This window comes from Actinoallomurus sp. CA-150999 (assembly GCF_050942425.1).
Classification (GTDB): Bacteria; Actinomycetota; Actinomycetes; order Streptosporangiales; family Streptosporangiaceae; genus Actinoallomurus.
This window is the reverse complement of sequence record NZ_CP192063.1, coordinates 7,572,955-7,594,110: the sequence shown is the minus strand read 5'-3', so window position 1 is coordinate 7,594,110 and position 21,156 is coordinate 7,572,955. Positions and strand designations below refer to the sequence as shown.

The 21,156-nt window shown below is 64.8% G+C and carries 22 protein-coding genes and 1 pseudogene; 12 read left to right on the top strand and 11 right to left on the bottom strand.

What is annotated here, in order from left to right; genetic code table 11:
• The first annotated feature begins 45 nt into the window (after window positions 1-45).
• The gene (locus ACQP2O_RS35160; protein WP_433172717.1) at window positions 46-1,107 is read left to right on the top strand and encodes a UDP-N-acetylglucosamine 2-epimerase; all 1,062 of its coding nucleotides are present in this window, start codon (window positions 46-48) and stop codon (window positions 1,105-1,107) included.
• Window positions 1,108-1,224: 117 nt separating this feature from the next.
• On the opposite strand, the pseudogene ACQP2O_RS35155 reads toward ACQP2O_RS35160, so the two are convergent.
• Window positions 1,225-2,086 (bottom strand): annotated as a pseudogene (locus ACQP2O_RS35155) (IS5 family transposase); the annotation flags it as partial.
• Window positions 2,087-2,392: 306 nt separating this feature from the next.
• Between ACQP2O_RS35155 and ACQP2O_RS35150 the strand changes: the two are divergent.
• Genes ACQP2O_RS35150 through ACQP2O_RS35135 form a run of 4 tightly spaced genes read left to right on the top strand, consistent with a single transcriptional unit; the run spans window position 2,393 to window position 5,287 of the window.
• Window positions 2,393-3,304, top strand: a complete 912-nt coding sequence (locus ACQP2O_RS35150; protein ID WP_433172715.1) for a shikimate dehydrogenase family protein — start codon at window positions 2,393-2,395, stop codon at window positions 3,302-3,304.
• Between the two features lie 13 nt (window positions 3,305-3,317).
• Window positions 3,318-3,737, top strand: a complete 420-nt coding sequence (locus ACQP2O_RS35145) for an FKBP-type peptidyl-prolyl cis-trans isomerase (protein WP_433172713.1) — start codon at window positions 3,318-3,320, stop codon at window positions 3,735-3,737.
• Complete coding sequence (locus tag ACQP2O_RS35140) at window positions 3,734-4,483, top strand: SDR family NAD(P)-dependent oxidoreductase (RefSeq protein ID WP_433172711.1); 750 nt, start codon at window positions 3,734-3,736, stop codon at window positions 4,481-4,483. The genes ACQP2O_RS35145 and ACQP2O_RS35140 overlap by 4 nt, the downstream gene beginning before the upstream one ends.
• Window positions 4,484-4,504: 21 nt before the next feature.
• A complete protein-coding gene (locus ACQP2O_RS35135) occupies window positions 4,505-5,287 on the top strand; it encodes a formyltransferase family protein (RefSeq protein ID WP_433172709.1) in 783 nt (260 codons plus the stop codon).
• On the opposite strand, the gene ACQP2O_RS35130 is transcribed toward ACQP2O_RS35135, so the two are convergent.
• Genes ACQP2O_RS35130 through ACQP2O_RS35120 form a run of 3 tightly spaced genes read right to left on the bottom strand, consistent with a single transcriptional unit; the run spans window position 5,267 to window position 7,411 of the window.
• Entirely contained in the window at window positions 5,267-6,139 is an 873-nt protein-coding gene (locus ACQP2O_RS35130; RefSeq protein WP_433172707.1) for a DMT family transporter, read from the bottom strand. The genes ACQP2O_RS35135 and ACQP2O_RS35130 overlap by 21 nt on opposite strands.
• Window positions 6,140-6,167: 28 nt before the next feature.
• Window positions 6,168-7,070, bottom strand: coding sequence for an IS3 family transposase (locus ACQP2O_RS35125; RefSeq protein ID WP_433172705.1), 903 nt, complete (start codon window positions 7,068-7,070; stop codon window positions 6,168-6,170).
• Window positions 7,067-7,411, bottom strand: a complete 345-nt coding sequence (locus tag ACQP2O_RS35120) for a transposase (protein ID WP_433172703.1) — start codon at window positions 7,409-7,411, stop codon at window positions 7,067-7,069. Before ACQP2O_RS35120 ends, ACQP2O_RS35125 begins: the two co-directional genes overlap by 4 nt.
• A 130-nt stretch (window positions 7,412-7,541) precedes the next feature.
• Between ACQP2O_RS35120 and ACQP2O_RS35115 the strand changes: the two genes are divergently transcribed.
• On the top strand, window positions 7,542-10,397 hold the full coding sequence (locus ACQP2O_RS35115; protein ID WP_433172701.1) for an SUMF1/EgtB/PvdO family nonheme iron enzyme: 2,856 nt from the start codon (window positions 7,542-7,544) through the stop codon (window positions 10,395-10,397).
• A complete protein-coding gene (locus tag ACQP2O_RS35110) occupies window positions 10,390-11,073 on the top strand; it encodes a hypothetical protein (protein ID WP_433172699.1) in 684 nt (227 codons plus the stop codon). The genes ACQP2O_RS35115 and ACQP2O_RS35110 overlap by 8 nt, the downstream gene beginning before the upstream one ends.
• A 16-nt stretch (window positions 11,074-11,089) precedes the next feature.
• Here the strand turns inward: ACQP2O_RS35110 and ACQP2O_RS35105 are convergent, their stop codons facing one another.
• The 3 genes from ACQP2O_RS35105 to ACQP2O_RS35095 all read right to left on the bottom strand — a co-directional run bounded on the left by ACQP2O_RS35105 (window position 11,090) and on the right by ACQP2O_RS35095 (window position 12,728).
• A complete protein-coding gene (locus ACQP2O_RS35105) occupies window positions 11,090-11,230 on the bottom strand; it encodes a hypothetical protein (protein WP_433172697.1) in 141 nt (46 codons plus the stop codon).
• A 99-nt stretch (window positions 11,231-11,329) separates the two neighbouring features.
• The gene (locus ACQP2O_RS35100; protein WP_433172695.1) at window positions 11,330-11,743 is read right to left on the bottom strand and encodes a VOC family protein; all 414 of its coding nucleotides are present in this window, start codon (window positions 11,741-11,743) and stop codon (window positions 11,330-11,332) included.
• A complete protein-coding gene (locus ACQP2O_RS35095) occupies window positions 11,733-12,728 on the bottom strand; it encodes a LysR family transcriptional regulator (RefSeq protein ID WP_433191257.1) in 996 nt (331 codons plus the stop codon). Before ACQP2O_RS35095 ends, ACQP2O_RS35100 begins: the two co-directional genes overlap by 11 nt.
• Before the next feature lie 87 nt (window positions 12,729-12,815).
• On the opposite strand from ACQP2O_RS35095, the gene ACQP2O_RS35090 reads away from it, so the two are divergent.
• The 4 genes from ACQP2O_RS35090 to ACQP2O_RS35075 all read left to right on the top strand — a co-directional run bounded on the left by ACQP2O_RS35090 (window position 12,816) and on the right by ACQP2O_RS35075 (window position 15,708).
• Window positions 12,816-14,150: an aspartate aminotransferase family protein gene (locus ACQP2O_RS35090; RefSeq protein WP_433172693.1), complete on the top strand. Its 1,335-nt coding sequence runs from the start codon at window positions 12,816-12,818 to the stop codon at window positions 14,148-14,150.
• Complete coding sequence (locus ACQP2O_RS35085; RefSeq protein ID WP_433172691.1) at window positions 14,150-14,275, top strand: hypothetical protein; 126 nt, start codon at window positions 14,150-14,152, stop codon at window positions 14,273-14,275. The genes ACQP2O_RS35090 and ACQP2O_RS35085 overlap by 1 nt, the downstream gene beginning before the upstream one ends.
• Before the next feature lie 114 nt (window positions 14,276-14,389).
• Window positions 14,390-15,133 carry a class I SAM-dependent methyltransferase gene (locus ACQP2O_RS35080; protein WP_433172689.1) on the top strand — a complete coding sequence of 248 codons (744 nt, stop codon included), beginning with the start codon at window positions 14,390-14,392 and terminating at the stop codon, window positions 15,131-15,133.
• Window positions 15,134-15,159: 26 nt separating this feature from the next.
• Window positions 15,160-15,708, top strand: coding sequence for a hypothetical protein (locus ACQP2O_RS35075; protein WP_433172687.1), 549 nt, complete (start codon window positions 15,160-15,162; stop codon window positions 15,706-15,708).
• 34 nt (window positions 15,709-15,742) lie between these two features.
• On the opposite strand, the gene ACQP2O_RS35070 is transcribed toward ACQP2O_RS35075, so the two are convergent.
• The 3 genes from ACQP2O_RS35070 to xylA form a co-directional block, all read right to left on the bottom strand.
• Entirely contained in the window at window positions 15,743-16,225 is a 483-nt protein-coding gene (locus ACQP2O_RS35070) for an N-acetyltransferase family protein (RefSeq protein ID WP_433172685.1), read from the bottom strand.
• Between the two features lie 411 nt (window positions 16,226-16,636).
• Window positions 16,637-18,019 (bottom strand): xylulokinase, encoded by a 1,383-nt coding sequence (gene xylB, locus ACQP2O_RS35065; protein WP_433172683.1) that lies wholly within the window; start codon window positions 18,017-18,019, stop codon window positions 16,637-16,639.
• A gap of 119 nt (window positions 18,020-18,138) precedes the next feature.
• Window positions 18,139-19,281 (bottom strand): xylose isomerase, encoded by a 1,143-nt coding sequence (gene xylA, locus ACQP2O_RS35060; protein ID WP_433172681.1) that lies wholly within the window; start codon window positions 19,279-19,281, stop codon window positions 18,139-18,141.
• Window positions 19,282-19,374: 93 nt separating this feature from the next.
• On the opposite strand from xylA, the gene ACQP2O_RS35055 reads away from it, so the two are divergent.
• Window positions 19,375-20,601 carry an ROK family protein gene (locus ACQP2O_RS35055; protein WP_433172679.1) on the top strand — a complete coding sequence of 409 codons (1,227 nt, stop codon included), beginning with the start codon at window positions 19,375-19,377 and terminating at the stop codon, window positions 20,599-20,601.
• A 28-nt stretch (window positions 20,602-20,629) separates the two neighbouring features.
• Here the strand turns inward: ACQP2O_RS35055 and ACQP2O_RS35050 are convergent, their stop codons facing one another.
• On the bottom strand, window positions 20,630-21,082 hold the full coding sequence (locus ACQP2O_RS35050) for a hypothetical protein (RefSeq protein ID WP_433172677.1): 453 nt from the start codon (window positions 21,080-21,082) through the stop codon (window positions 20,630-20,632).
• Window positions 21,083-21,156: the final 74 nt, after the last annotated feature.

The window sequence follows — 21,156 nt, the reverse complement described above, 5'->3', positions numbered from 1 at the left end:
AACTAGTGGAACGGTTGCCCTGATTTCTCAAGATTAGAGGCCGTTGTGAAACTATTCGCATTTGCTGGCGTCAGGCCTAACTTCGTCAAGCTGCAAGCCCTATTTGACGCCAACCGACGTCGCAAAAGTACGCTGCAGGCCCAAATCGAGGTATTGCAGGTTACCCAACACTACGATGCGTCGCTGTCTCGAGACATCGGCGCTTCGTACTGGCAGCACGTCGTCGCGCGACTCGAAACCGGCCAAGGTGGCGAACCGGCGTGCCTTAGCACGGCGATATATCAAAATGCTCAGCGGTGGCTCAGGGGCCACGCGTCGCCCTCTGATTGGGTAGTTGTCATAGGAGACGCCGAAGCCACCCTCGCATCGGCACTAGCCGCGTCAAACCTCGGCCTACCGCTGTGTCATATCGAAGCCGGCATGCGGATGCCGCTCGACTTCGGGCCAGAGGCCGTCATAGCACGAGCGACCGACTGTGTCGCAGCGCTGCGTCTTGCGGCCTCCCAGCGAACGTTCGCGCAGCTGCAAAAAGAGCGGCTCAATGGTTCGCACTTCGTGGGTGATCTCTATTTAGATCTAGTTCATGCCTGGCAGAAGACGAGGCCGTCGCCGACCCCGCGGGCCCGTCGACAGGTAGTCATAGCGCTGCACCACCTTCCGAACCACGAGCGGTACCACCAACTGGTGGAAGGTATAACCAGAGCGGTTCGGCGCCGGGGTATGGAGTCCATCATCGTGGAGCATCCGAAGTACAGATCCGCCGAGCATCGGAGCTATGTTCAGCGTGCGGATCGCGTAGTAGCAGCCGTCACTCATGCCGAAATGCTTGGGCTCGTCAACGATGCCCGGTGCGTCGTGACGGACTCCGGCGGTTTGCAACGTGAATCGTACTATCTTGGTCGTCGATGCCTTGTTCCTAGTGCCACTTGTTGGTGGCCTGAGTTGGTTGACGTCGGTGGGACGGTCTGCGTCGGCGAGAACCTTGAGCAGCTCGAAGCAGGTCTCTCTTGGGCCGAGGACCCTTGTCGGTTTAGCGCGGGAGATGGTGCCTTCGGCGACGGAATGGCCGGGACAAAGATACTCGACATCTTGTTCAGTCTTCGCTGAATCCGAGATTCACGCACCGTGTCGCCGAACTAGGGACTGTTTCCTGGATCATGTGCGAAGCCAGATCGCGAGAGCGGCGATGGTGACGGTGCCGAGGTAGACGTAGGCGCGTTTGTCGTAGCGCGTCGCCACGGCCCGGAAGTTCTTGAGGCAGTTGATCGCCCGCTCAACGACGTTGCGCTTCTTGTACCGCTGCTTGTCAAAGCCGGTCGGACGGCCACCGGCCGAGCCGCGCCTGCGGCGATTGGCCCGCTGGTCCTTCGGCTCGGGAATGGCATGCCGGATCTTACGTCGCCGCAGGTACCGGCGGTTACCGCGAGAACTGTACGCCTTGTCGGCACTCACACTGCCGGGCCGGGTACGAGGCCGGCCCGGCCCGATCCGGGGCACCGAGATCTTCTCCAGCACAGGCTGGAACCGCGGGCTGTCCCCGTACTGCCCAGGGGTGAGGACCAGAGAGAGGGCGGCACCGGCCGTCGGCGGAAAGGCGGATCTTCGTGCTGAAGCCACCGCGTGAACGGCCTAAGCACTCACCTGCTGGACCACCTCCGCCAGGCGGGCGGACAGACTCCGCAGTACCGGATCGCCCCGCTTTGTCCCGCCGTGGGGCCCCTTTTGAGGAGCAACCACCGGCGGGGGTGCCGGCCCGTGCGCCAGCAGCGTGCTGATGGGCCCGCGCCGTGGTGGAGTCCACTGACACATCCCAGTCGATCCCGCCCCCGGCGTCTTGGGCCGCCTGCGCCAGCAGCAACGCCCTGGTCCCATCGGCCGACCAGCGACGATGCCGTTTGTAGACCGTCTCCCATGGCCCGAAGCGTTCTGGCAGATCTCGCCACGGCACACCGGTCCGGGCCCGGAACAGCACACCGTTGATGACCTTCCGATGCTCGCTCCACCGGCCACCACGCCCACCACCACGAGGCAGGAACGGCCGCAACCGCTCCCACTCGGCATTCGTTAAATCCCCTCGGCCACCCACACCGACCAGGCTGAACGCGAACGCATGATCACGTCAGGAGATCCAGGAAACAGGACCTATGGAACCAAACCCGCCGCTGCGTGGGTCTGGAATCCTACGCACGATCCTCGACGAAACACCGAACGAGAACACGCCACCGCAAACGATCAACGGCTTACCTGCAGAAACAGGCTCGTGTGGTAGTCACCTCACTCCACCCCGCTAGCCGTGGCCCCTCTGCATGAGTGGTCAGTCGGATTGAGGCGACCAAACTCGCCAGATGAAGACACACGCGTGCCGAATGATAGTACAATCAGTTACCAGTAGGTGTCGACCAGGCTCCGAGGCAGCCGGGCGGCGCTAATGGGTTTCGGGAAAACGGAAATGAATGCCATAAATGTAGATACGCGAGTTTTGGCACGCTTGCATCCACAGCGGAACGGGCGAGGACTTAATATCTACAATCCATACTTTCGAGAAACGAATGCAAACGCAATATATGCACTATTTCATAACTCGGATCCAAAGAAGCTTATACAAGGGCTTCGAAGCTTAGGCTTGCCGGGGGCTGTAGTGGCTGGCTCGTTTGAAAGTGACCCCACAGTTCCGACGCTTCTCGACGAACTCCACCCGGTATCCGAAGAAGTCGGCGTTGTCGGAATGGTCGCATTCGAAAACGAAAAACTATGGGGCGCCTACCAAGGTGGCTTTGGTCTGCGTGACGCGATCGAGCGGATCTGCCCGGATTTTCGCCAGAGGAAACTCGTCATCATCGGCGCAGGAACGGTCGTACATGCGCTCCTTAAAGTTCTCCAGACAGATTCTACAGAAAGTCCGCGGATACGGATCTTCAATCGGACAGTCGAACGGGCAGAGAATCTGGCAGCTAAGTTTGCAGCAGTCGAAAGCGTATTGCCACTTGCGGAGCTGGCTGCTAGCGCCGAAGGTGAAATTCTCATTAATGCGACTAGCATCGGATCTCCGTGGAATGTCGGGGATAGCTACCATTTTTCAGAAGCGCTGCTCAGTAGATTCAGCTATGTCGTGGATGTGACTTTCGTACCTCTAGAGACCCAGCTAACGACTGATGCGGCGCGGCTTGGTCTAAATGTTTCGCCTGGACACCAGATGTTCCTGCATCAGGCCAAATTTGTCCTGAGAGAAACACTCGGACTGAGTATGAACGAATCTGTTTTCGAGCGCCTTATGCTAGCCGACTTTTCGACGAACTGGTCTTAGAGTGACAGGGAGAATGAGTAACAAGATAGCCCCTCAAGCCGCCGCGCCGTGGATTGAGATCGAAGCCGGCCTGCTATATCGCGATCTTCGTAAGAGCGATGGCGAGCCTATTGCTGTAGGTGATACCGTACGGGTCCATTACCAGGTGGCGCTTGGCGATATCCGCGAAGGCGAACCGCGATGGACGGACAGTTCTTGGGAAAGAACAGTACCGTTTCGGTTCCGTATCGGAGCCGGCGAAGTCCTCAAAGGTGTCGATGCTGCGGTAGTGGGTATGCGCGTGGCCAGCGAACGACGAATCGTGCTTAGCCCGGAATGGGCATACGGGGAGCGCGGACTGTCGGACATCATACCAGGTGCCTCGACTCTGACCGTTCAAGTCTATATAGTGATGAAGGAAGATTCGGAAGAGCTCGGAGGGTCTAAGGAATGACCGAGACAGGAAAAACTGTCGTCATAACCGGTGCCTCGGGTGCTATCGGATCTGCCGTGGCGAAGCGGTTTGCCGCTGAAGGCCATTCGCTTGTATTGAACTCTCATACGCGACCCGAACGCTGTGAGGAACAGGTGGATGAGCTTCGAACAGCAGGCGCAACAGTTTACCACCATAATGGAGACGTTTCTAGTCAAGATGGCGCAGCGGGACTTATGAGAGCCGCCGTTCGTGAGTTTGGCACGGTGGACGTACTGCTAAATATTGCTGGCGCTACCGTCGGCGGCGGCCCCGCTGACGATCTGGGGGCCACAGATTGGGAAGCTGCGTTCGCAGCGAACTTCTATTCAGCAGTATACTGCAGTCAAGCGGCACTCAAGGTGATGAGCGGCAGCAGGGGATGGATCGTCAATACTAGCTCGGTCCGCGGCCTTTGGGCAAGCGGCCGACCTGCGATTATGGCTTACAGCATGGCGAAGGCCGCCTTGGTCAACTATACAAGCACATTGGCGAAGACGACCGGCCCGGATATCTTGGTTAACGCCGTAGCGCCAGGTTTTGTTTGGACACCGAACTATGCTTCGATGCCGGTAGACCTCCGAAATTCGTTCGTTGAGGCGACAACATTGAAGCGTTTCATTACTGCAGGCGAACTGGCCGACAGTTATGTCTTCTTGGCCTCAACAACGTGCATTACTGGCCAAACAATCGTAGTGGATGGCGGGTTTTCGCTAATCATGAGCTGACATCTTTGGATTGCGATTGATATGCGCTGCGTTGCTTTTGTATACGACTTTCCACACTGGAAGTCATGGCATGGTATCGCGCATCTTATTGCATGCGGATTATTTTCTGAGCTGCTGGCTATAGGGGCTCCATATGTGCCCCTTGAAGCGGGTGCGTCGCCGAATCGTCATAAGACTAGGCATATTCCATCAGGTGCCGCGTCGAGTGCGTGCGGACCGAGCCGCGCTCGGTACATTTCTGCTGCCCACGATAGCCTCGAATGCACAGATATCCTGTCAGCGTTTAGGGCTGACATCGGAGTTATTCTAGGTGCACGCGCATTGCCGGAACGGGTGCTGGAAAGTGCCGACTGTCCGATCCTCAATGTACACCCAGGTGTTTTACCGCAAAATCGTGGTTTGGATGCGGTGGCGTGGGCCGTGCAGCGCGGCTGGCCGCAAGGCGTAACGGTTCATCAGATTACGCCAAGATTGGACGCGGGTCCGATCATGAGTATGGCGATACTAGAGAGCCTTGCGCCAAGCGATTGTATCATGAAAATAGTCGCGTGCATTAATGCACTTCAACTCGTGCTGCTGATGACTACCCTGCATAGGGTAGCGGCTGAAGACGGCAGTTGTAGAGGAATTGAAATCCAACATCCTGGGATGTATCATTCGCGTTACTATGGGTCGGATATTGATCTGATGGATCGGCTAGCGAGCTACAACGCCGCATATCCTAATATCTTGGGTAAATGGATGCGTGAGGAGGCGAGACTAGTTGAGCGCCTCGGAGAGAGGCTAAGTCTTGTTGAGGGGTAGACGGCGCTGGCGGTAGCTGATGATCACTAAGCCGAGTCCGCACAGGCAGCATCCTATTGTGGCCGACAGGAGTTGGCCCGGGTCAAAGACAAAGGCGCCGATGAGGGCTGCGATTACAGGCGAAGATACCGCGATGATGCTTGCGGTTAGGGGAGACAGTGATGTCTGGGCCATCGTTAGAAGCGAATTGCTGAGTGCTCCTACTAGTGCAATGCAGACGGCTGGTTTCCATGAACCCGTTATCGCCGTTCGCAATGTGGACGAGCTGTGTAGTATCGCTGGTGTCAGCAGAACGATCGCTCCGGCGCACGACACCGATACATAAGCTTGATGGGCTATGGCCTCTCTCAACGATCGATGGAAAACCGCGCGGTTGTTGGCGACAATGTAGCCAGCAAACGCGAGACTGCTGAGAGCGGCCAGAAGGTCGCCGGACTGTAGCTCCCTACCATCCCAAAGAGCCAACAAACCGGCGGTTACACATACCAATGCCGGAACGTCAGCGGCGTGGACCCTTTGGCGTCTCGTTATAAGAGACAACACCAGAAGTTCTAGGGGATAGAGGGACGACAGGATGACGGCGTGCGACAAAGAGGTAGTTGCGATAGCTTCAAAGAAGGTGAGGCTGTAGGTTGCGAAGCAAAGCCCTGCGACTAAAGTGAAACCTGACGGAAATATGCTGCGGCTATCTAGTAGCCAAATGATCAATAATAGTAGAATGCCCTGCCCGGAGAAACGGAGGATCAGTAACGTTGCGACGTCGGTCGGTGGTAGCACCTTCATGACTATTGGCGGCGCGCTGCCGGCGAGAGCGGATCCAGATGCCAGGATAATAGGAATCTGCCGCGACATAGGTGTCAATCCCTTCAAAGCGTGGAGACTATGTTTTGCCACTTCGGCCCTGAGCTGGACCGTTGATGCCCTCCTCGCTTGTGTCATCTGATGCTCGAACGTGATCGAGGCAACGCCGGCCCTGGCACTGCGTCTTCTGTAGGTGTTGTAGAAGTCGACGATCCAGGTATTGATCTTGATGCGGGCTTCGGCCCAGGTGGCGAAGTGCTACCGGTGGACGAACTCGATCTTCAACATCGAGTTGAACGCCTGGCGGCGGCATTGTCGAGTGCGTACCCGGCCCGGCTCCTCGACTGCACCACGCCCAGGGCACCACAGGCCGTCGCAGTGCGGGCCGCGGTGTACTCCCGACCCGCCGTAGCTGTGGAAGATCCCCCCCATCGACGTCATCGTCGCGCGTGGCGACGGCGATCTGCAGGGACGCATCGTGATGCCCGCTCGCTGCGTGGCCGAGCATCCGCTTCGAAAACAAATCCTCCACCGTCGCCAGATACAACGTTTCCTCGCCGGTGTCGATCTGGGTGACGTCCGTGCACCGCAGCACATCCGGCGCCACGGCGGTGTAGGTGCGGCGTACTAGGTCAGGTGCGGCTGGCCGGCGACCCTGACGGGTCAAGGATCCGCGTCGCTTGGGCGGGCGACCGGCCAGCCCGAGTTCGACCATCTGCGCAGCGACGGTGTTGACCGAGATCTTCCAGCCCGCCTCCCACAGGTCACTGGTGATTCGTGGTGAGCCGTAGGTGCCGTCCGAGGCGGTGAACGGCCGCTCGATCTCGGCATCCAACCGGGCCCGCTGTTGCTTGCGGGCGGTCGGTGTGCGGTTGATCTGCTTGTAGAACCAGGACTCAGACATCTCCGAAGCCCGGCAGGCGATCGTGTGCTGGATGCCATGCTCGGTCCTGCAGGACGCGATGAATGCCGCGACGATCACCCGTTCATCGAGTCCTTCACCCGCAGGACCACTGATCGCTTGAGCACCTCACGCTCTATCTCAAGCTCAGCGCGTTCCTTCTCCCGCTCGGCTTTTTGACGAGCGTGCTCACGAGCAACCTCGGCCTTGAACCTGCGCAGTTCGGTCAGCCCATAGCGTTCGGCGTCCTTCAGCGCGCCGACCCCGCCCTCACCGCCGCGTTCGCGGTCGGCCTTCACCCAATTGTGAAGCGTGTGGGGGTTGATCCCCAAATCCCGCGCGACCTGCTTGCCGGTCTCCTTAACGATCCGCACCACCCCGGCGCGGAACTCCGAATCGAACCGGCGTTTCTTATCTCCCACGACCCAACCATCTCTCTGGTCCAGGTCTCCACGCTACGAGGGGAAGCACATAGGTGATAATGTATCATGGCAATGTGTGTCTGAGCCTTCCCGAAGAACGCGCTTAGCTCGTCGGCGTAAGGAGGGTCAAGTGGCTTCCGATCCTGCATCTGGCGCAGGCGGCAGACTCGCCCACGAGCTGCGAAGTCTGCAGGCTGGTGGACAACAAAGCGACCTCGACGAGGCACTGACGGCCTATCTGCGCAAGGTTAAGGCACGGCTTGGTTACACGGACGTTATTACCGGTCCTGGACGGCGGGATCGTGTCGCCCTCGACGAGGTGTACGTACCCGTTCCGGTGGACGTCGCCGTGTCTGTGACCATACAGGATGGCGTCGTGGCGGATGCGTGGCTTGAAGACAATTCCGCAGCGGCTTCGGATTCGCCCCAGTCATATGCACGGGAGCGTGGCGCTGCCCGTACTGCTACTTTCGACGCCGCGAACCATAAGGCTATGTCTCAACTTACCGCTGTTATCACGGAGGCTATATCGCGGGGAGTTGATGCTGATTATATGGATCCTGCGACACGCCCGCTTATAGCTGCTCCGCCGTGGTATGACGGCACACGTCAGCGTTTCTGGCCTCTTTGTGCCGAGGACGCCGCACACCTTTGGGGTCGCCTGATACTACTCGGTGCGCCGGGTAGTGGCAAAAGCACCTTCTTGCGATATGCAGCGCAGGTCGAGGCCTCTCGGTTGCTAGGAGCGGATGATCCACCGGCTGGCCACATGCTAGGGATGCTCAGGCCGCCGATGGTGCCGATCTATGTAGAGCTCCGCAAGGTTTTTAGCTACGGCGACGGTATCGACGTCGATGACGTTGTCGACGAGAGTCTCCTTTGGAATTACTTGAGTTACGAGTTCGATCGTTTGAGTCCGTCGCCAGTAAGCTCGATCTTAAGGCGAGAGGCGCTGCGTGGCCAGGCTATTATCATGCTTGATGGCATAGACGAGATACCAGTTCCGCAGGGCCGAGGATCATTAACAAAGCGTCGACGTCAGATTCGTGACTTGGCTCGCGCCCTAAATGTCATTTGTCCGAAGTCGCCCATCATGATGTCTGGCAGAGATTACGCATATAGAGACTGGATTATTGAAGGGTTTCAGCGTGTTTCGATCATGCCGCTTCGGGCCCAAGACGTGCGGCGCTTGCTTACCAATCTCGGCCGAACCCGTGCTTTAGCTCAAAATGAGTTGAGCACTGAGATCAATGCGCTAAGCGACGCGCTTGACATGGTGCCAGAATCGTTGCGGAACTATCCACTGTTTGTCTCGCTTATGGCATCGCTCTATTGGACGCAAAGCCGTAACGCACTACCAAATACACGTGCGGACCTCTACCGGGAAAGCATTGACCTGCTGCTCGAACGGTGGACATCCAGCGCCGCGGACGAGCCGCCACTGACAGAGTTGCTTGGCTGCACACGGCAGGACATTGAACATCGACTACGCCGAGTAGCGTACGAGACTCATTGCCAAGGGGCCGGTGCCGAGGTTGGTGCAGTCGATATTGAGTTTTCAGTACTCGTCACAGAGCTATTCCGGCTTGGAGCCCAGACCGACCCTCATAAGGTGCTGGCGTACCTCTCAGAGTATGCCGGCGTCTTGATCGCGCAAGACCCAGAGCACTTCCGTTTCGCGCATCGAGGCTTCCAAGAATACTTTGCCGCAGGTTATATGGCGGCCCTACTTGACGAGGCTGATGACACGGATGACAGCTGCACGGCATCCCGAAAGGTAAGGCGCATCTTTGAAAGCTCGCCTTTGCTCTGGCGCGAGCCTTGCCTGATGCTCGGTGAAATCCTCAACGGCCAGGGCGGCCGGGATAAGGCGTGGGACCTGGTGGCCGAACTGGTTCGGCGGGAGACGTCTGAGCCGAGCGACCAGCAATCGGCTGACTGGAATCTTTGGCTGGCCAGCCGTCTAATCTTTGATAGCAGTATGTACCGGCGCATGGGTATACGCGAAGCTCCCCTGATCGACGATCTCAGGCATAAGCTGCCAGGAATCATGAGCAGCCGTAACCTACAAGCACCCGAGCGCGTTGACTGCGGATATTGCTTGGGAGCGATCGGAGACCGCCGTCCGGGTATCGGCGTGGACGAAAGTGGTGTGCCGACGCCGACGATGTGCTGGATTCCAGCAGGTATCTACACCATAGGAGCGACGGACGATCTAGCTGCTCAGATCTCCGAACAGCCCTGGGCTCGCGGCTGGGCCTTTGGACGGGAGATGCCCGATGGAACCCTTGAACTACGGGACTTTGAAATCGCTCGCTATCCGGTGACTGTGACGCAATTCAAGGCGTTTGTCGACGCGGCGGACGGTTATCGTGACGACGCATGGTGGCTACCTGCAGGAATTGAGTGGAAGAGGGATCGCCGAGAGGTGAGTCATCTCCGCTCCAATAGTATTGGTAATCTCCCGCAAACTCATGTCAGTTGGTACGAAGCGCATGCTTTCTGTCGCTGGCTCAGCGCTCGGTCAGGTTTTTTCTATCGACTGCCGACAGAGGCTGAATGGGAAGCGGCTGCTCGATACAGCTCCATCGGTTGGTTTCAGTGGGGGGACGAGTTTGATGTTCAGGCATGTAACTCGGCGGCATCGGGCTTCGGTCACGCTGTGCCAGTTGGTTGTTATGAGGGGTATCTCGGTCCTCGCAGCGAACTGCCTACCGACCTGTGTGGCAATATCTGGGAGTGGACGTCCACGGCTGCGACCGGAGCTAATGGAGAGGAATTCGCCTATCCTTACCGGCCTGATGGCAGAGAGAATGAGATGCTCTCACGTCCAGGTCTGTACAGGGTTGTCCGGGGTGGATCTTATATAAATCCGCCGTTCCTGTTGCGTATCACCTATCGTGGGCGCGACGAGGCGACGGCTCAGATCGGGCGGGCGGGCTTTCGGCTAGCCAGGTCACTTTATCGGGAGCGCAAAGATGACTAAAGCTGGGTCATGGCGTTTTCTAAAAGACGTTCGAGTCTGGATGCTAGTCGGTCTTATCGCGGGTATTGCGCCGGCGGCGTGGTATGGCGTGTACCAAATTTTTAAAAATGAGAAAACATGGCTTACGTCCAGCTATATGATCCAATTGATGGGCGGTTGGCTCGCCACCGTGATGGGGGTTGTGATTGGTCTGCCGATAGCTGCCTGGCTTGCAGATCGGGCATCGGCGGCTGAACGGCGAAAGCAGAGGCAGCAAGAGGAGCGCCTGGCGGCTGATATGCGGGCTCGGACATTGACAGTCGTAGGGCGGGAACTCGCGTCATCGCTTCCAGGGCTCCAAGAGATGGCCAGCGGCACCCTTACGCGGTTTCACTATAACGTGGGCCGGTGGAACGCGTTGACCTCGAGCGGCGACCTGAAGTGGATCCGAACACTGTCCGTTATTGATGATCTTGCCGAAGCCTACGAGGCGCTTGAGGTAGTCAATGTGCTTGCGAGCAGCTGGCTCACAAGTCTTGGCACACATAGAATTCCTGGCGAAGGGCCGCACTTGGCCAGGCAACTAGCTGTCGAAGCTGCGAACGACGCGACCGCTGCAATAGAGAAGGCACTCCAGACGGTCGATGCGGAGCTGCCGCAACCGGTCTCCGCCATGGAGCGGCAGTCAAAAGTGTAATAGTTTGTGTCGATCGCTAGTGGACCTGCCGCGAATGCCCGTGCCGGACCATGGCCTCGACCGCCATGGGCCCGTGATTGGTGAGCCAGCCCTCGAACTCCGGTCCGGTCTGATGGAGCCGTTCGTAGGCCTCTTCCAGCGTGCCGTTTCCGTCCATGTCCCCGATCGTCGACCACGGGTCGGCCCGCGTGCACCGGCCCAGAGACCGATCCGCCCTCGTCCGTCGGACCTAAGGCGCAAGATGCTCGGCCGCCTGCTAGGGGCGTGCGTAAGGCCGGGTCATGATCTCCATGTTGTGGCCGTCCGGGTCGTCGAAGTACGCGCCGTGGCCGCCGTACAGGTCGTTGGTCCGGCCGGGTTCGGAGTGACGGGGGTCGGCGTAGTACGTGACGCCGGCCGCTTCCAAGCGGGCGATCATTTCGGCGAACCGCCCCTCCGGCACGAGGAACGCGTAGTGCTGCGGCTGGACCGGCTCGTCGCGCCTCTCGAAGTAGTCGAGCGTCACGCCGTTGCCGAGGTCGATGGGCAGGAACGGCCCGAACGGCGCGCCGACCTCCAGGTCCAGGATCCCGGCGATGAACTCGGCCGACCGCCGCCGGTCGCTGGCGTAGACGATGGTGTGGTTCAGCTGAACGGCGGTGGCGGAGTGGCCGTGCTGGTCATGCGTCATGTGATACCTCCCCAGTGCTCATTTTCCGGTGCCCTGCGTGGGCGTCGCCCGGAAGGTGCTGAACACTTCCAGGATGGGCCGGTGGCGTCAGTTCGGGATGGTCTGGGTCGTGGCGTAGGGCGTCGAGGACCACGTTGACGGCCGCCCGCGGCGGTGAGCCGCGGCGGATCGCCGCGGTGATGGTCCGGGTGACCGGGGCGGCGAGGCCGCGGGTGGCGACCCGGTACCGCGGGTCGACGGCCAGGCCCGGCAGCAGCGCGATGGAGAGGCCGGCCTCGACGTGCTGCATGGTCAGCAGGTAGTTACTGAAGCGGCACACCACCCGCGGCTCGAACCCGGCTTCGCGGCACAGGCGGGTGGCCAGGTTCGCCATGTAGGACTGGGGCATGTCGAACGCCCACGGCTCGTCCGCGAAGGCGGCCAGGTCGGCCGGCCCGCGGCCCGCGGCGGGGTGGCCGGGCGGCATCACCAGCACGATCGGGTCGGTGGCCAGCGGCACGATGTCGAGGTCGGGTCCCAGCGGCTGCTCGACGAAGTCCGTGGTCGTGATGATCACGTCGACGTCGCCCACGCGCAGGGCGGGCATGCTCTCGTGTGGTTCCAGCTCCAGCAGTTCGACGTCGAGATGCGGGTACGCCTCGGCGAGCCGGGTGATCGCCGGGACGGCCAGGCTGTGGATCGCGCTCTGGAACACGCCCAGCCGGACGAGCCCTGCCGGTTCCTCGCCGAGGCCGCGCAGCTCCGCCCCGACCACGGTCATGTGGTCGAGGATCTCCCGGGCTCGCCGCGCCAGGATCAGGCCGGCCGGGGTGAGCCGGACCCGCCGGCCGGTGCGTTCCAGCAGCCGCGTGCGCGTCTCCGTCTCCAGCACGGACAGCTGCTGGGACACGCTCGACGCGCTCAGGTTCGCGGCCTGGGCGACCGCGCGTACGGTGCCCAGGGTGTCCAGCTGAACCAGCAGCCGCAGCCGCCATGGGTTGAACATCACAAGCCCATTGTGCGGTTCTTCCGAACAGGACCGCCGGGATCGTGAGATGGACGTGTCACTCGGCGGGCTCTTACGGTCGGGGACATGGCTGTTCCGACCTCCGCCCCGCTGTCCGCCGAAGCCTTCTGGGTCGACGCCGACCGGCATCTCGTGCGTTACTCCGGCGCCGGCGAGTTCACCGGCGAGATCATCGACCGTGCCGCCGGGAGCTTCCTGTACACCGAGGACGGCCGGAAGATCCTCGACTTCACCTCCGGCCAGATGAGCGCGATCCTCGGCCACTCGCACCCGGAGATCGTGGCCACCGTACGGGAGCAGGTGGCCAGGCTCGACCACCTGTTCAGCGGCATGCTGAGCCGTCCGGTCGTCGACCTCGCCCGGCGGCTGGCCGAGACGCTGCCGCCTCCCCTGGAGAAGGCCCTACTGCTGACCACCGGGGGCGAGTCGAACGAGGCCGCGATCCGGCTGGCCAAGCTCGTCACCGGCAAGCACGAGATCGTGTCCTTCGCCCGCTCGTGGCACGGCATGACGCAGGCCGCGGCGTCCGCGACGTACAGCGCGGGCCGCAAGGGCTACGGCCCGGCCGCCCCGGGCAACTTCGCCATCCCCGTGCCCAACGCTTACCGGCCCGACTTCACCACCGCCGACGGTGAACTCGACTGGCGGCGGCAGCTGGACTTCGGCTTCGAGCTGATCGACGCCCAGTCGGTCGGCAGCCTCGCCGCCTGCATCGTCGAGCCGATCCTCAGTGCGGGCGGGATCATCGAACCGCCCGAAGGTTACTTCGCCGCGCTACGGGAGAAATGCCACGAGCGCGGCATGCTGCTGATCCTCGACGAGGCCCAGACCGGCCTGTGCCGCACCGGCGCCTGGTACGCGTTCCAGCGCGACGGCGTCGTCCCGGACATCCTCACGCTGTCGAAGACCCTCGGCGCGGGGCTTCCGCTCGCCGCGGTGCTCACCAGCGCCGAGATCGAGCAGGAGGCCCACGACCGCGGCTTCCTGTTCTTCACCACCCACGTCGCGGACCCGATGATGGCCGCGGTCGGCAACACCGTCCTCGACGTGCTGACCCGGGACCGGCTGGACGAGCGCGCCGCCGAGCTCGGCGGCCTCCTGCGCGACGGCCTCGAGGACATCGCGCGGCGGCACCGGGTGGTCGGGGACGTCCGCGGGCGCGGCCTGCTGGCCGGGCTCGAGCTGGGCGCGGACCCCGAGACGCAGCGCGGCTCCGACGAGCTCGGCGGACTGGTCACCCGGCGCTGCCTGGAGCTCGGCCTGCACATGAACATCGTGCAGCTGCCGGGCATGGGCGGCGTGTTCCGGATCGCGCCGCCGCTGACCGCCACCGAAGCGGAGATCTCCCTCGGCCTGGCCATCCTCGACCAGGCCATCGGCGACGCGACCACCCTCACCTGATGCCTCAGCCGGTCGCGGCGCGCAGCACCGGCAGGACGTCGCCGGCGAGACGCTCGGCCTGGGACCGGGCGTCCTCCTCGGGAAGCCTCGTCCTGGCCCACCTGCCCGACCCGCAGGACCCGTGACCGGCTGGACGGACTTCCTCATGGACGAGAAGCCCGACACGACGAGCGAGACCCGTTCTTGATCACCAGCGGTTACAGTCGGGGCGGCATCGGGAGAGTGAGGAGAGGCGGATCATGACCACAGTGGTCCGGCGCGGCTCGTACGGGGTGGACGCTCCATACGTCCTGTTCGGCCTGGCGTGCGGTGCGGTGGGGTTCGTGTTCGCCGGCGTCGGCGCCGAGATGGGCCCCGGAATCGCTCTCGCCTCGGTGTTCTTCCTCCTCGCCATCGTGATGGCCGTGGGCTTCGGGCTGTACCTCAACGCGACGCGGCGCGGGAAGTTCCAGGTGTGGTCGGAGATCCTCGACGAGCTCGCGCTGCACGGGGACGAGCAGGTGCTGGACCTCGGCTGCGGTCGAGGCGCGGTGCTGCTCATGGCCGCGGAGCGGCTCACGACGGGTCGCGCGGTCGGCGTCGACCTCTGGCGTACGGTCGACCAGTCGGGGAACGCCATCGACGTCACCGAGCGCAACAGCGTCGCGGAGGGGGTTCGCGACCGGGTCGAGCTGCGGACCGGCGACATGATGGCGCTGCCGTTCGGCGACGGGGAGTTCGACGTCGTCGTCTCGAACCTCGCCATTCACAACATCAAGTCGGCGGAAGGACGGGTGCGGGCGATCGACGAGGCGGTGCGCGTGCTCTGCCCGGGCGGCCGGCTGGTGATCGCGGACATCGTCGCCGCTTCCCAATACCACCGTCACCTCACCGAGCTCGGCGTGGCCGACCTCCGGATCCGGCCCCTCGGCCCGCGGATGTGGTGGGGCGGGCCGTGGATGGGCACCCGGCTCGTCAGCGCTGCCAAACCGGCGGACTCCTGACGGACCCTCTTGGTACGGTGCGCGCCATGGTCGATCACGTGTCCCCGCTGCTGGACCGGATCCGCGAGGATCAGGCGCTCACCACGCTCATGGCGTGCCTCGAGTTCGACCTCGGCGGCGCCGACCATGTCGAGTTCGTGAGACTGGCCTCGGGTGACCGGCTCGAGCCGGTCGCGGGCTGCGGCGCGGGCGGCACCTACTTCCTCTGCGGGGAGGGCGCAGGGGAGGACCGGCCGGTGCTGTACGCCGACTCCGAGGGCAGCGCCGGTCTCCTGGCCGACGACCTGCGCGGCGCGCTCACGATCCTCGTCGGTCTGCCGACGTGGCATGACTGCCATTTCGCCCGCCCCGGAGGCCTGGACGCGACCACCGCCGAGGCCGAGAGGTTCCACCGGGAGCGGCTGGAGGACGACCCGGACTACCCCGACGACAGCGCGACGGTCGCCGACGCGCTCGGCCTCGAGCTCGCACCGCGCCCCGAGCTCATCCGGCGGCTGCACGCCGCCTGGTCGCGGACCGTGCCGGACTACGTGCTGCTCAACGAGTGGGACGGCGCGTACGAGCTGTTGTTCTGACCGGTCATCGGCACGACGGGCACGGGGTCGCCCGCTACAGCGACCGGGTCAGGTGGACGATTCGCTCGCCGGTGCTCAGCTGCCCCGTACGACCGCTGGGTCGAAAGCCGGTCCGGTCGTAGAGGCGAAGGGCACGGTGGTTGCCCTCCCCGGTCCACAGCTGCAGCGACGTGTGGCCCTGACGGAGCGCCTCCTTGCGCACCGCGTCGACCAGGAGCTCCCCGATCCGATTCCCCCAGTGGTCGGGGCGGACGAACACCATGGAGATGTGACACAACCCGGGTACGACGCCGCCCGCGCCGTCTTCCTCCCGGCCCGATTCGGCCGCCGCCATGCCCACGAGTTCTCCGGCGCGCTCGGCGACGACCACCAGCGCGGCCGGGTCGGCCAGCTTGGCCTGAACCCGGGCGACGCGGTCCGGGCCAGGCGTCTTGCCCCTGGCCGCGTTGGCTCGCCGCCAGACCTCCAGGGCCGCAGTGAGATCACCGGGCCGGGCGACGCGGGTTGCGATGCTCATTCGACGGCCACCTCCGGATGCGAGCGTAACGACGAACGGTCCGCTCCAGCATCGGCCCACCCGCCCGTCCGCCCACCCGCCCGTCCGCCCGCCCGTCCGCCCGTCCGCCCGTCCGTCCGCCCGTCCGTCCGCCCGTCCGTCCGACCGCGCGACCGTCCGATCGATCGACCGGGAGACGGCCGCTGCGGCGGCGCGATGGCCGCTCCGATGTAGCGATGACCGTTCCGGCGACGTGATGACGGTTCCGGCGACGTGATGACGGTTCCGGCGACGTGATGACGGTTCCGGCGACGTGATGACGGTTCCGGCGACGTGATGACGGTTCCGGCGACGTGATGAACGTTCCGGCAGCGTGATGACCGTTCCGGCGGCGGTCCCGTTGGATGGACGGGGCCGCCGCCGGAAGGGCGCTCAGCGGGACAGGATGTGGTCGCGGGCCTCGGCGTAGCGTTCGCGGATCGCCGGGACCGCGTCGGCCTCGTACGTCTCCAGGCCCTCGCGCTCCCAGCGCGGCGGCTCGGCCGCTCCGGACAGCGCCCAGGCGGCCTGGGCGGCCGCGCCCTCGGCGACGTACTCGCCGGTGGGCGGGACCAGCACCGGCCGGCCGAAGACGGTCGGCGCGATGCGGCGTACGGCCTCCGAGCGGGCGGCGCCGCCGATGAGCAGCACCCGCTCGGCCTGGGCACCCTGGGCGAGGAGCGCGTCGAGCCCGTCGGCGAGGCCGCACAGCATGCCCTCGATCGCCGCCCGTGCCAGGTGCGCCGGCGTGGACGTGGCGAGGCGCAGGCCGTGCACCGAGCCGGTGGCGTCCGGCCGGTTCGGCGTGCGCTCGCCCTCCAGGTACGGTACGAGCACCAGGCCGTCCGCGCCGGGCGGTGCGGACAGCGCCAGCCGGGAGACCTCGTGGTGGTCGACGCCGAGCAGGGCTGCGGCGGCGTCGAGCACGCGGGCGGCGTTCAGCGTGCAGACGAGCGGCAGGAACCGGCCCGTCGCGTCGGCGAACCCGGCGACGTCCCCGGCGGCGTCGGCGGACGACCGCTCCGCCGCGGTGAACACCGTCCCGGACGTGCCCAGGGACACCACCACGTCGCCCGGCCGGATACCGAGGCCGAGCGCCGCGCCCATGTTGTCGCCGGTCCCGGCCGACACGAGCGCGCCGGCGGGCGTCCGGCCCGCGGCCTCGGCCGGGCCCAGGACGCGCGGCAGCGCCGGGACCCGCCCGAATGCCATCTCCAGCAGGTCGGGCCGGTACTCCCCGGTCGCGGGGGACCAGTAGCCGGTGCCGGACACGTCGCCCCGGTCGGTGACGAACTCGCCGCTCAGCCGCCACGTCAGGTAGTCGTGCGGCAGGCACACCGACGCCGTACGGGCGGCGGCGTCCGGTTCGTTCCGGGCCAGCCAGCGCAGCTTGGTCACCGTGAACGACGCGACCGGCACGCTGCCGACGGCGTCGGCCCACTTGGCCGGACCGCCGAGCTCGTCGACCAGATCGCGGGCCGCGTCGGCCGATCGGGTGTCGTTCCACAGCAGCGCGGGCCGTACCACCTCACCGGTCTCCGACCGGCACACCATGCCGTGCTGCTGCGCCGCGACGCCGATCGCCGCGACGTCGTCCAGGCCGCCCGCCTCGTCGGCGGCCTGCCCCAGCGCGTCCCACCAGGCGGTGGGGTCGGCCTCGGTGCCGTCCGGATGCGCGGCCTGACCGGCGCGCACGACCCTGCCGGTGGCGGCGTCGGCCACCACCACCTTGCACGACTGGGTCGACGAGTCGACCCCGGCGACGAGTGTGCTCATCTTCTGACCCCGGCCATGAGTGTGCTCATCTTCCGACCCCCGCCACGAGCGTGGTCTCTCGCCATGAGCCTGCTCATCCTCCGGCCTCCGTCACGAACGTGCTCATCAGCGCCTCCGGGTCACCGGGCGCCGAGGAGGTGCTCGACGGCCAGCTGGTCGAGGCGCTCGTAGTGGTACCCGCGCTCGGCCGCGGCCTCGAGGTCGAAGTCGTCCTCGGCCAGGTTCTCGTACGTCTCGCCGGCCGCGAGGGTCGGCTCCGCGAGCTGGTCGACGCGGGACGCGGCGAGCGCCTCCTGCACCTCCGGGTCGGCGCGGAACGCGCGGGCCCGCTCCTTGAGGATGAGGTAGGTGCGCATGTTCGCGGCGGCGGACGCCCAGACGCCGGAGATGTCCTCGGTACGGGCCGGCTTGTAGTCGAAGTGGCGCGGTCCCTCGTACCCGCCGTTCTCCAGCAGGTCGACGAGGAAGAAGGCGCTTTTCAGGTCGCCGTGGCCGAACACGAGGTCCTGGTCGAACTTGGGACCGTGCTGGCCGTTCAGGTCGATGTGGAACAGCTTGCCGTGCCACAGCGCCTGCGCGATGCCGTGCACGAAGTTCATCCCGGCCATCTGCTCGTGCCCGACCTCGGGGTTGAGGCCCACCATGTCCGAGTGCTCCAGCGAGCCGATGAACGCCAGCGCGTGGCCGATGGTCGGCAGCAGGATGTCGCCGCGCGGCTCGTTCGGCTTCGGCTCCAGGGCGAAGCGGATGCCGTAGCCCTTGTCGGTGACGTACGTGGCGAGCAGGTCGATGGCCTCCCGGAACCGGTCGAGCGCCACCCGTACGTCCTTGGCCCCGTCGGACTCGGCGCCCTCGCGCCCGCCCCAGAACACGTACGTCTTCGCGCCCAGCTCGGCGGCCAGGTCGAGGTTGCGCATGACCTTGCGGATGGCGTAGCGGCGGATGTCGCGGTCGTTGGACGTGAACGCGCCGTCCTTGAACACCGGGTGGGTGAACAGGTTCGTGGTCGCCATCGGCACCTTGAGGCCGGTCTCGTCGAGCGCCGTGCGGAACGCCGCGATCGCCTTGTCCCGGTCCGGCTCGACCGCGAGGAGGTCGTCGTCGTGGAACGTCACCCCGTAGGCGCCGAGCTCCGCGAGCCGGTGCACCGCCTCGACCGGGTCGAGCGGCGGCCGGGTGGCGTCGCCGAACGGGTCGCGCGCCTGCCAGCCGACGGTCCACAGCCCGAAGGTGAACTTGTCCTCAGGGGTGGGTTCGAACATGTCGTCTCCTCAATTCGTCCAGGCTCTGGACTAATTAAAACCCGCAGGTGCCAAGTGTCAACAGGGGAGACGTTCAATGATTAGTCTGGGAACATGCGGAATGAGATCACGCCCGTCCGGCATGGCACGATGCGCGCCCGCAACCTGGCCGTCGTGCTGGGCGAGATCTCCCGTCGGCAGCCGGTGAGCCGTGCCCGCCTCGCCGACGTGACCGGCTTCACCAAGACCACCGTATCCAGTCTCGTCGCCGCGTTGAAGGACGCCGGCCTGGTCCGGGAGGACGGCCCCGTACGCGACGGCGAGCGCGGCCGTCCCGCCACGGCCGTCTCGGTCAACGGCGACCGCGTCGCCGGCCTCGGCCTGGAGGTCAACGTCGACTACCTGGCCGCCTGCGTGCTCGACCTCGGGCGGCGCATCCGGCACCGGCACATCGTCGCCGCCGACAACCGGGACCGAGACCCCGGCCGCGCCATCGGCGCGCTGACCCATCTCGCCGAGCAGGCGATCGCGGCCGCGGGGGAGCAGGACCTGGCGGTGGCCGGTGCGGTCGTGGCGCTACCCGGCACGCTCGACCGGGCGACCGGCCGGGTACGCACCGCGCCCAACCTCGGCTGGCGCGACGTCCCGGCGGAGGAGCTCCTCAAAGCCGGCCTGCCACCGCTGGCGCTGCCCGCCGACCAGGACAACGAGGCGAACCTCGCCGCCCTCGGCGAGCTGTGGTTCGGCGACGGCCCGGCTCTGGGCTCGTACGTCCACGTCTCCGGTGAGATCGGGATCGGCGCGGGCATCGTCGTCGACGGCCGGGTGTTCCGCGGCGCGCACGGCTACGCCGGCGAGCTCGGTCACATCGTCGTCGACCCGGCGGGACCGCCCTGCGCGTGCGGCGGCCAGGGATGCCTCGAACAGGTCGCGGGCCAGGAGGCGATCCTTCGCGCGGCCGGCCTCCCGGACATGACGGCGACCTCCACGGCCGGCCCGGACGGCCCGCTGTCCGCGCTGGTCGGCCTGCTCGAGGCGGGCGACGCCCAGGCGCTGGCCGCCGTACGCCGCGCGGGGGAGGCACTGGGGCAGGCGCTCGCCGCGGCCGTGAACCTCCTCGACCCGGACACCATCGTTCTCGGCGGCATCTTCTCCGCGCTCGCCCCGTGGGCGCGCCCCGCCGTCGAGGCGGCGCTGTCCGGCGGCACGGGGGTCGTGCGAGGCTCTCCGCCCCGCCTGGCCGTGTCCCGCCTCGGCGGCGACGCCGCCGCCCTGGGCGCCGCCGCGTCGGTCGTCGAACGCGTCGTGGACGACCCCGCCGGCCTCATCACGACCGGATAAGGCGGGATGACGTCAGGCGAGGCCGCTGTCAGGTGGGTTTGCTGCCGTCGTTGGTCGCGACGAAGGACAGTTGCTGTCCCGGCTTGCCGGCCGGGCGGCGTACGCCGTTGACACGGATCTCGACCGCGCCGCCATCGCTGATGCCGACCTGCAGGCGGGGCTGGTCGGCGATGAACGTCTCCCCGTGCTGGAAGGTCCGGTTGACCAGGATGTCGGAGTTGCCGGGGGTGCTGACGAAGATGTCGCACTGCTTCCCGGTTACGGTGATCATCAGCACCGGCGGCCGGCCCGACGGCGATGAGTTCGCCGACGATGACGACGACGCGCCCCCGGAGGCCGCGTCGGTCGCACCGGACTTGGTGTTCAGCGCGTCGAACAAGGCGTAGGCGCCCACGGCCAGGAGGGCGAGCGCCACGACCACCGTCGTGACGGCGAGCGTGATGCGCGCGCCGCCGCGGGGGTCACTGCGGTGTCGTGCCATCGGGGGAAGAGTAGCGTGACCTGCACATTCGTGAACAGACCGGGTTTTCCGCCGAGGATCGCAAACCGCCGCCG

Bases quoted from the DNA above. Each gene is read 5' to 3' on its own strand.
- xylA (WP_433172681.1), bottom strand. From the start codon at position 19,281: ATGTTCGAACCCACCCCTGAGGACAAGTTCACCTTCGGGCTGTGGACC.
- ACQP2O_RS35105 (WP_433172697.1), bottom strand. From the start codon at position 11,230: ATGGACGGAAACGGCACGCTGGAAGAGGCCTACGAACGGCTCCATCAG.
- ACQP2O_RS35145 (WP_433172713.1), top strand. From the start codon at position 3,318: ATGAGTAACAAGATAGCCCCTCAAGCCGCCGCGCCGTGGATTGAGATC.
- ACQP2O_RS35085 (WP_433172691.1), top strand. From the start codon at position 14,150: ATGCCTCAGCCGGTCGCGGCGCGCAGCACCGGCAGGACGTCGCCGGCG.
- ACQP2O_RS35100 (WP_433172695.1), bottom strand. From the start codon at position 11,743: ATGACGCATGACCAGCACGGCCACTCCGCCACCGCCGTTCAGCTGAAC.
- ACQP2O_RS35090 (WP_433172693.1), top strand. From the start codon at position 12,816: ATGGCTGTTCCGACCTCCGCCCCGCTGTCCGCCGAAGCCTTCTGGGTC.
- ACQP2O_RS35135 (WP_433172709.1), top strand. From the start codon at position 4,505: ATGCGCTGCGTTGCTTTTGTATACGACTTTCCACACTGGAAGTCATGG.
- ACQP2O_RS35110 (WP_433172699.1), top strand. From the start codon at position 10,390: ATGACTAAAGCTGGGTCATGGCGTTTTCTAAAAGACGTTCGAGTCTGG.
- ACQP2O_RS35070 (WP_433172685.1), bottom strand. From the start codon at position 16,225: ATGAGCATCGCAACCCGCGTCGCCCGGCCCGGTGATCTCACTGCGGCC.
- ACQP2O_RS35140 (WP_433172711.1), top strand. From the start codon at position 3,734: ATGACCGAGACAGGAAAAACTGTCGTCATAACCGGTGCCTCGGGTGCT.
- ACQP2O_RS35050 (WP_433172677.1), bottom strand. From the start codon at position 21,082: ATGGCACGACACCGCAGTGACCCCCGCGGCGGCGCGCGCATCACGCTC.
- ACQP2O_RS35130 (WP_433172707.1), bottom strand. From the start codon at position 6,139: ATGTCGCGGCAGATTCCTATTATCCTGGCATCTGGATCCGCTCTCGCC.
- ACQP2O_RS35095 (WP_433191257.1), bottom strand. From the start codon at position 12,728: ATGTTCAACCCATGGCGGCTGCGGCTGCTGGTTCAGCTGGACACCCTG.
- ACQP2O_RS35075 (WP_433172687.1), top strand. From the start codon at position 15,160: ATGGTCGATCACGTGTCCCCGCTGCTGGACCGGATCCGCGAGGATCAG.
- xylB (WP_433172683.1), bottom strand. From the start codon at position 18,019: ATGAGCACACTCGTCGCCGGGGTCGACTCGTCGACCCAGTCGTGCAAG.
- ACQP2O_RS35055 (WP_433172679.1), top strand. From the start codon at position 19,375: ATGCGGAATGAGATCACGCCCGTCCGGCATGGCACGATGCGCGCCCGC.
- ACQP2O_RS35080 (WP_433172689.1), top strand. From the start codon at position 14,390: ATGACCACAGTGGTCCGGCGCGGCTCGTACGGGGTGGACGCTCCATAC.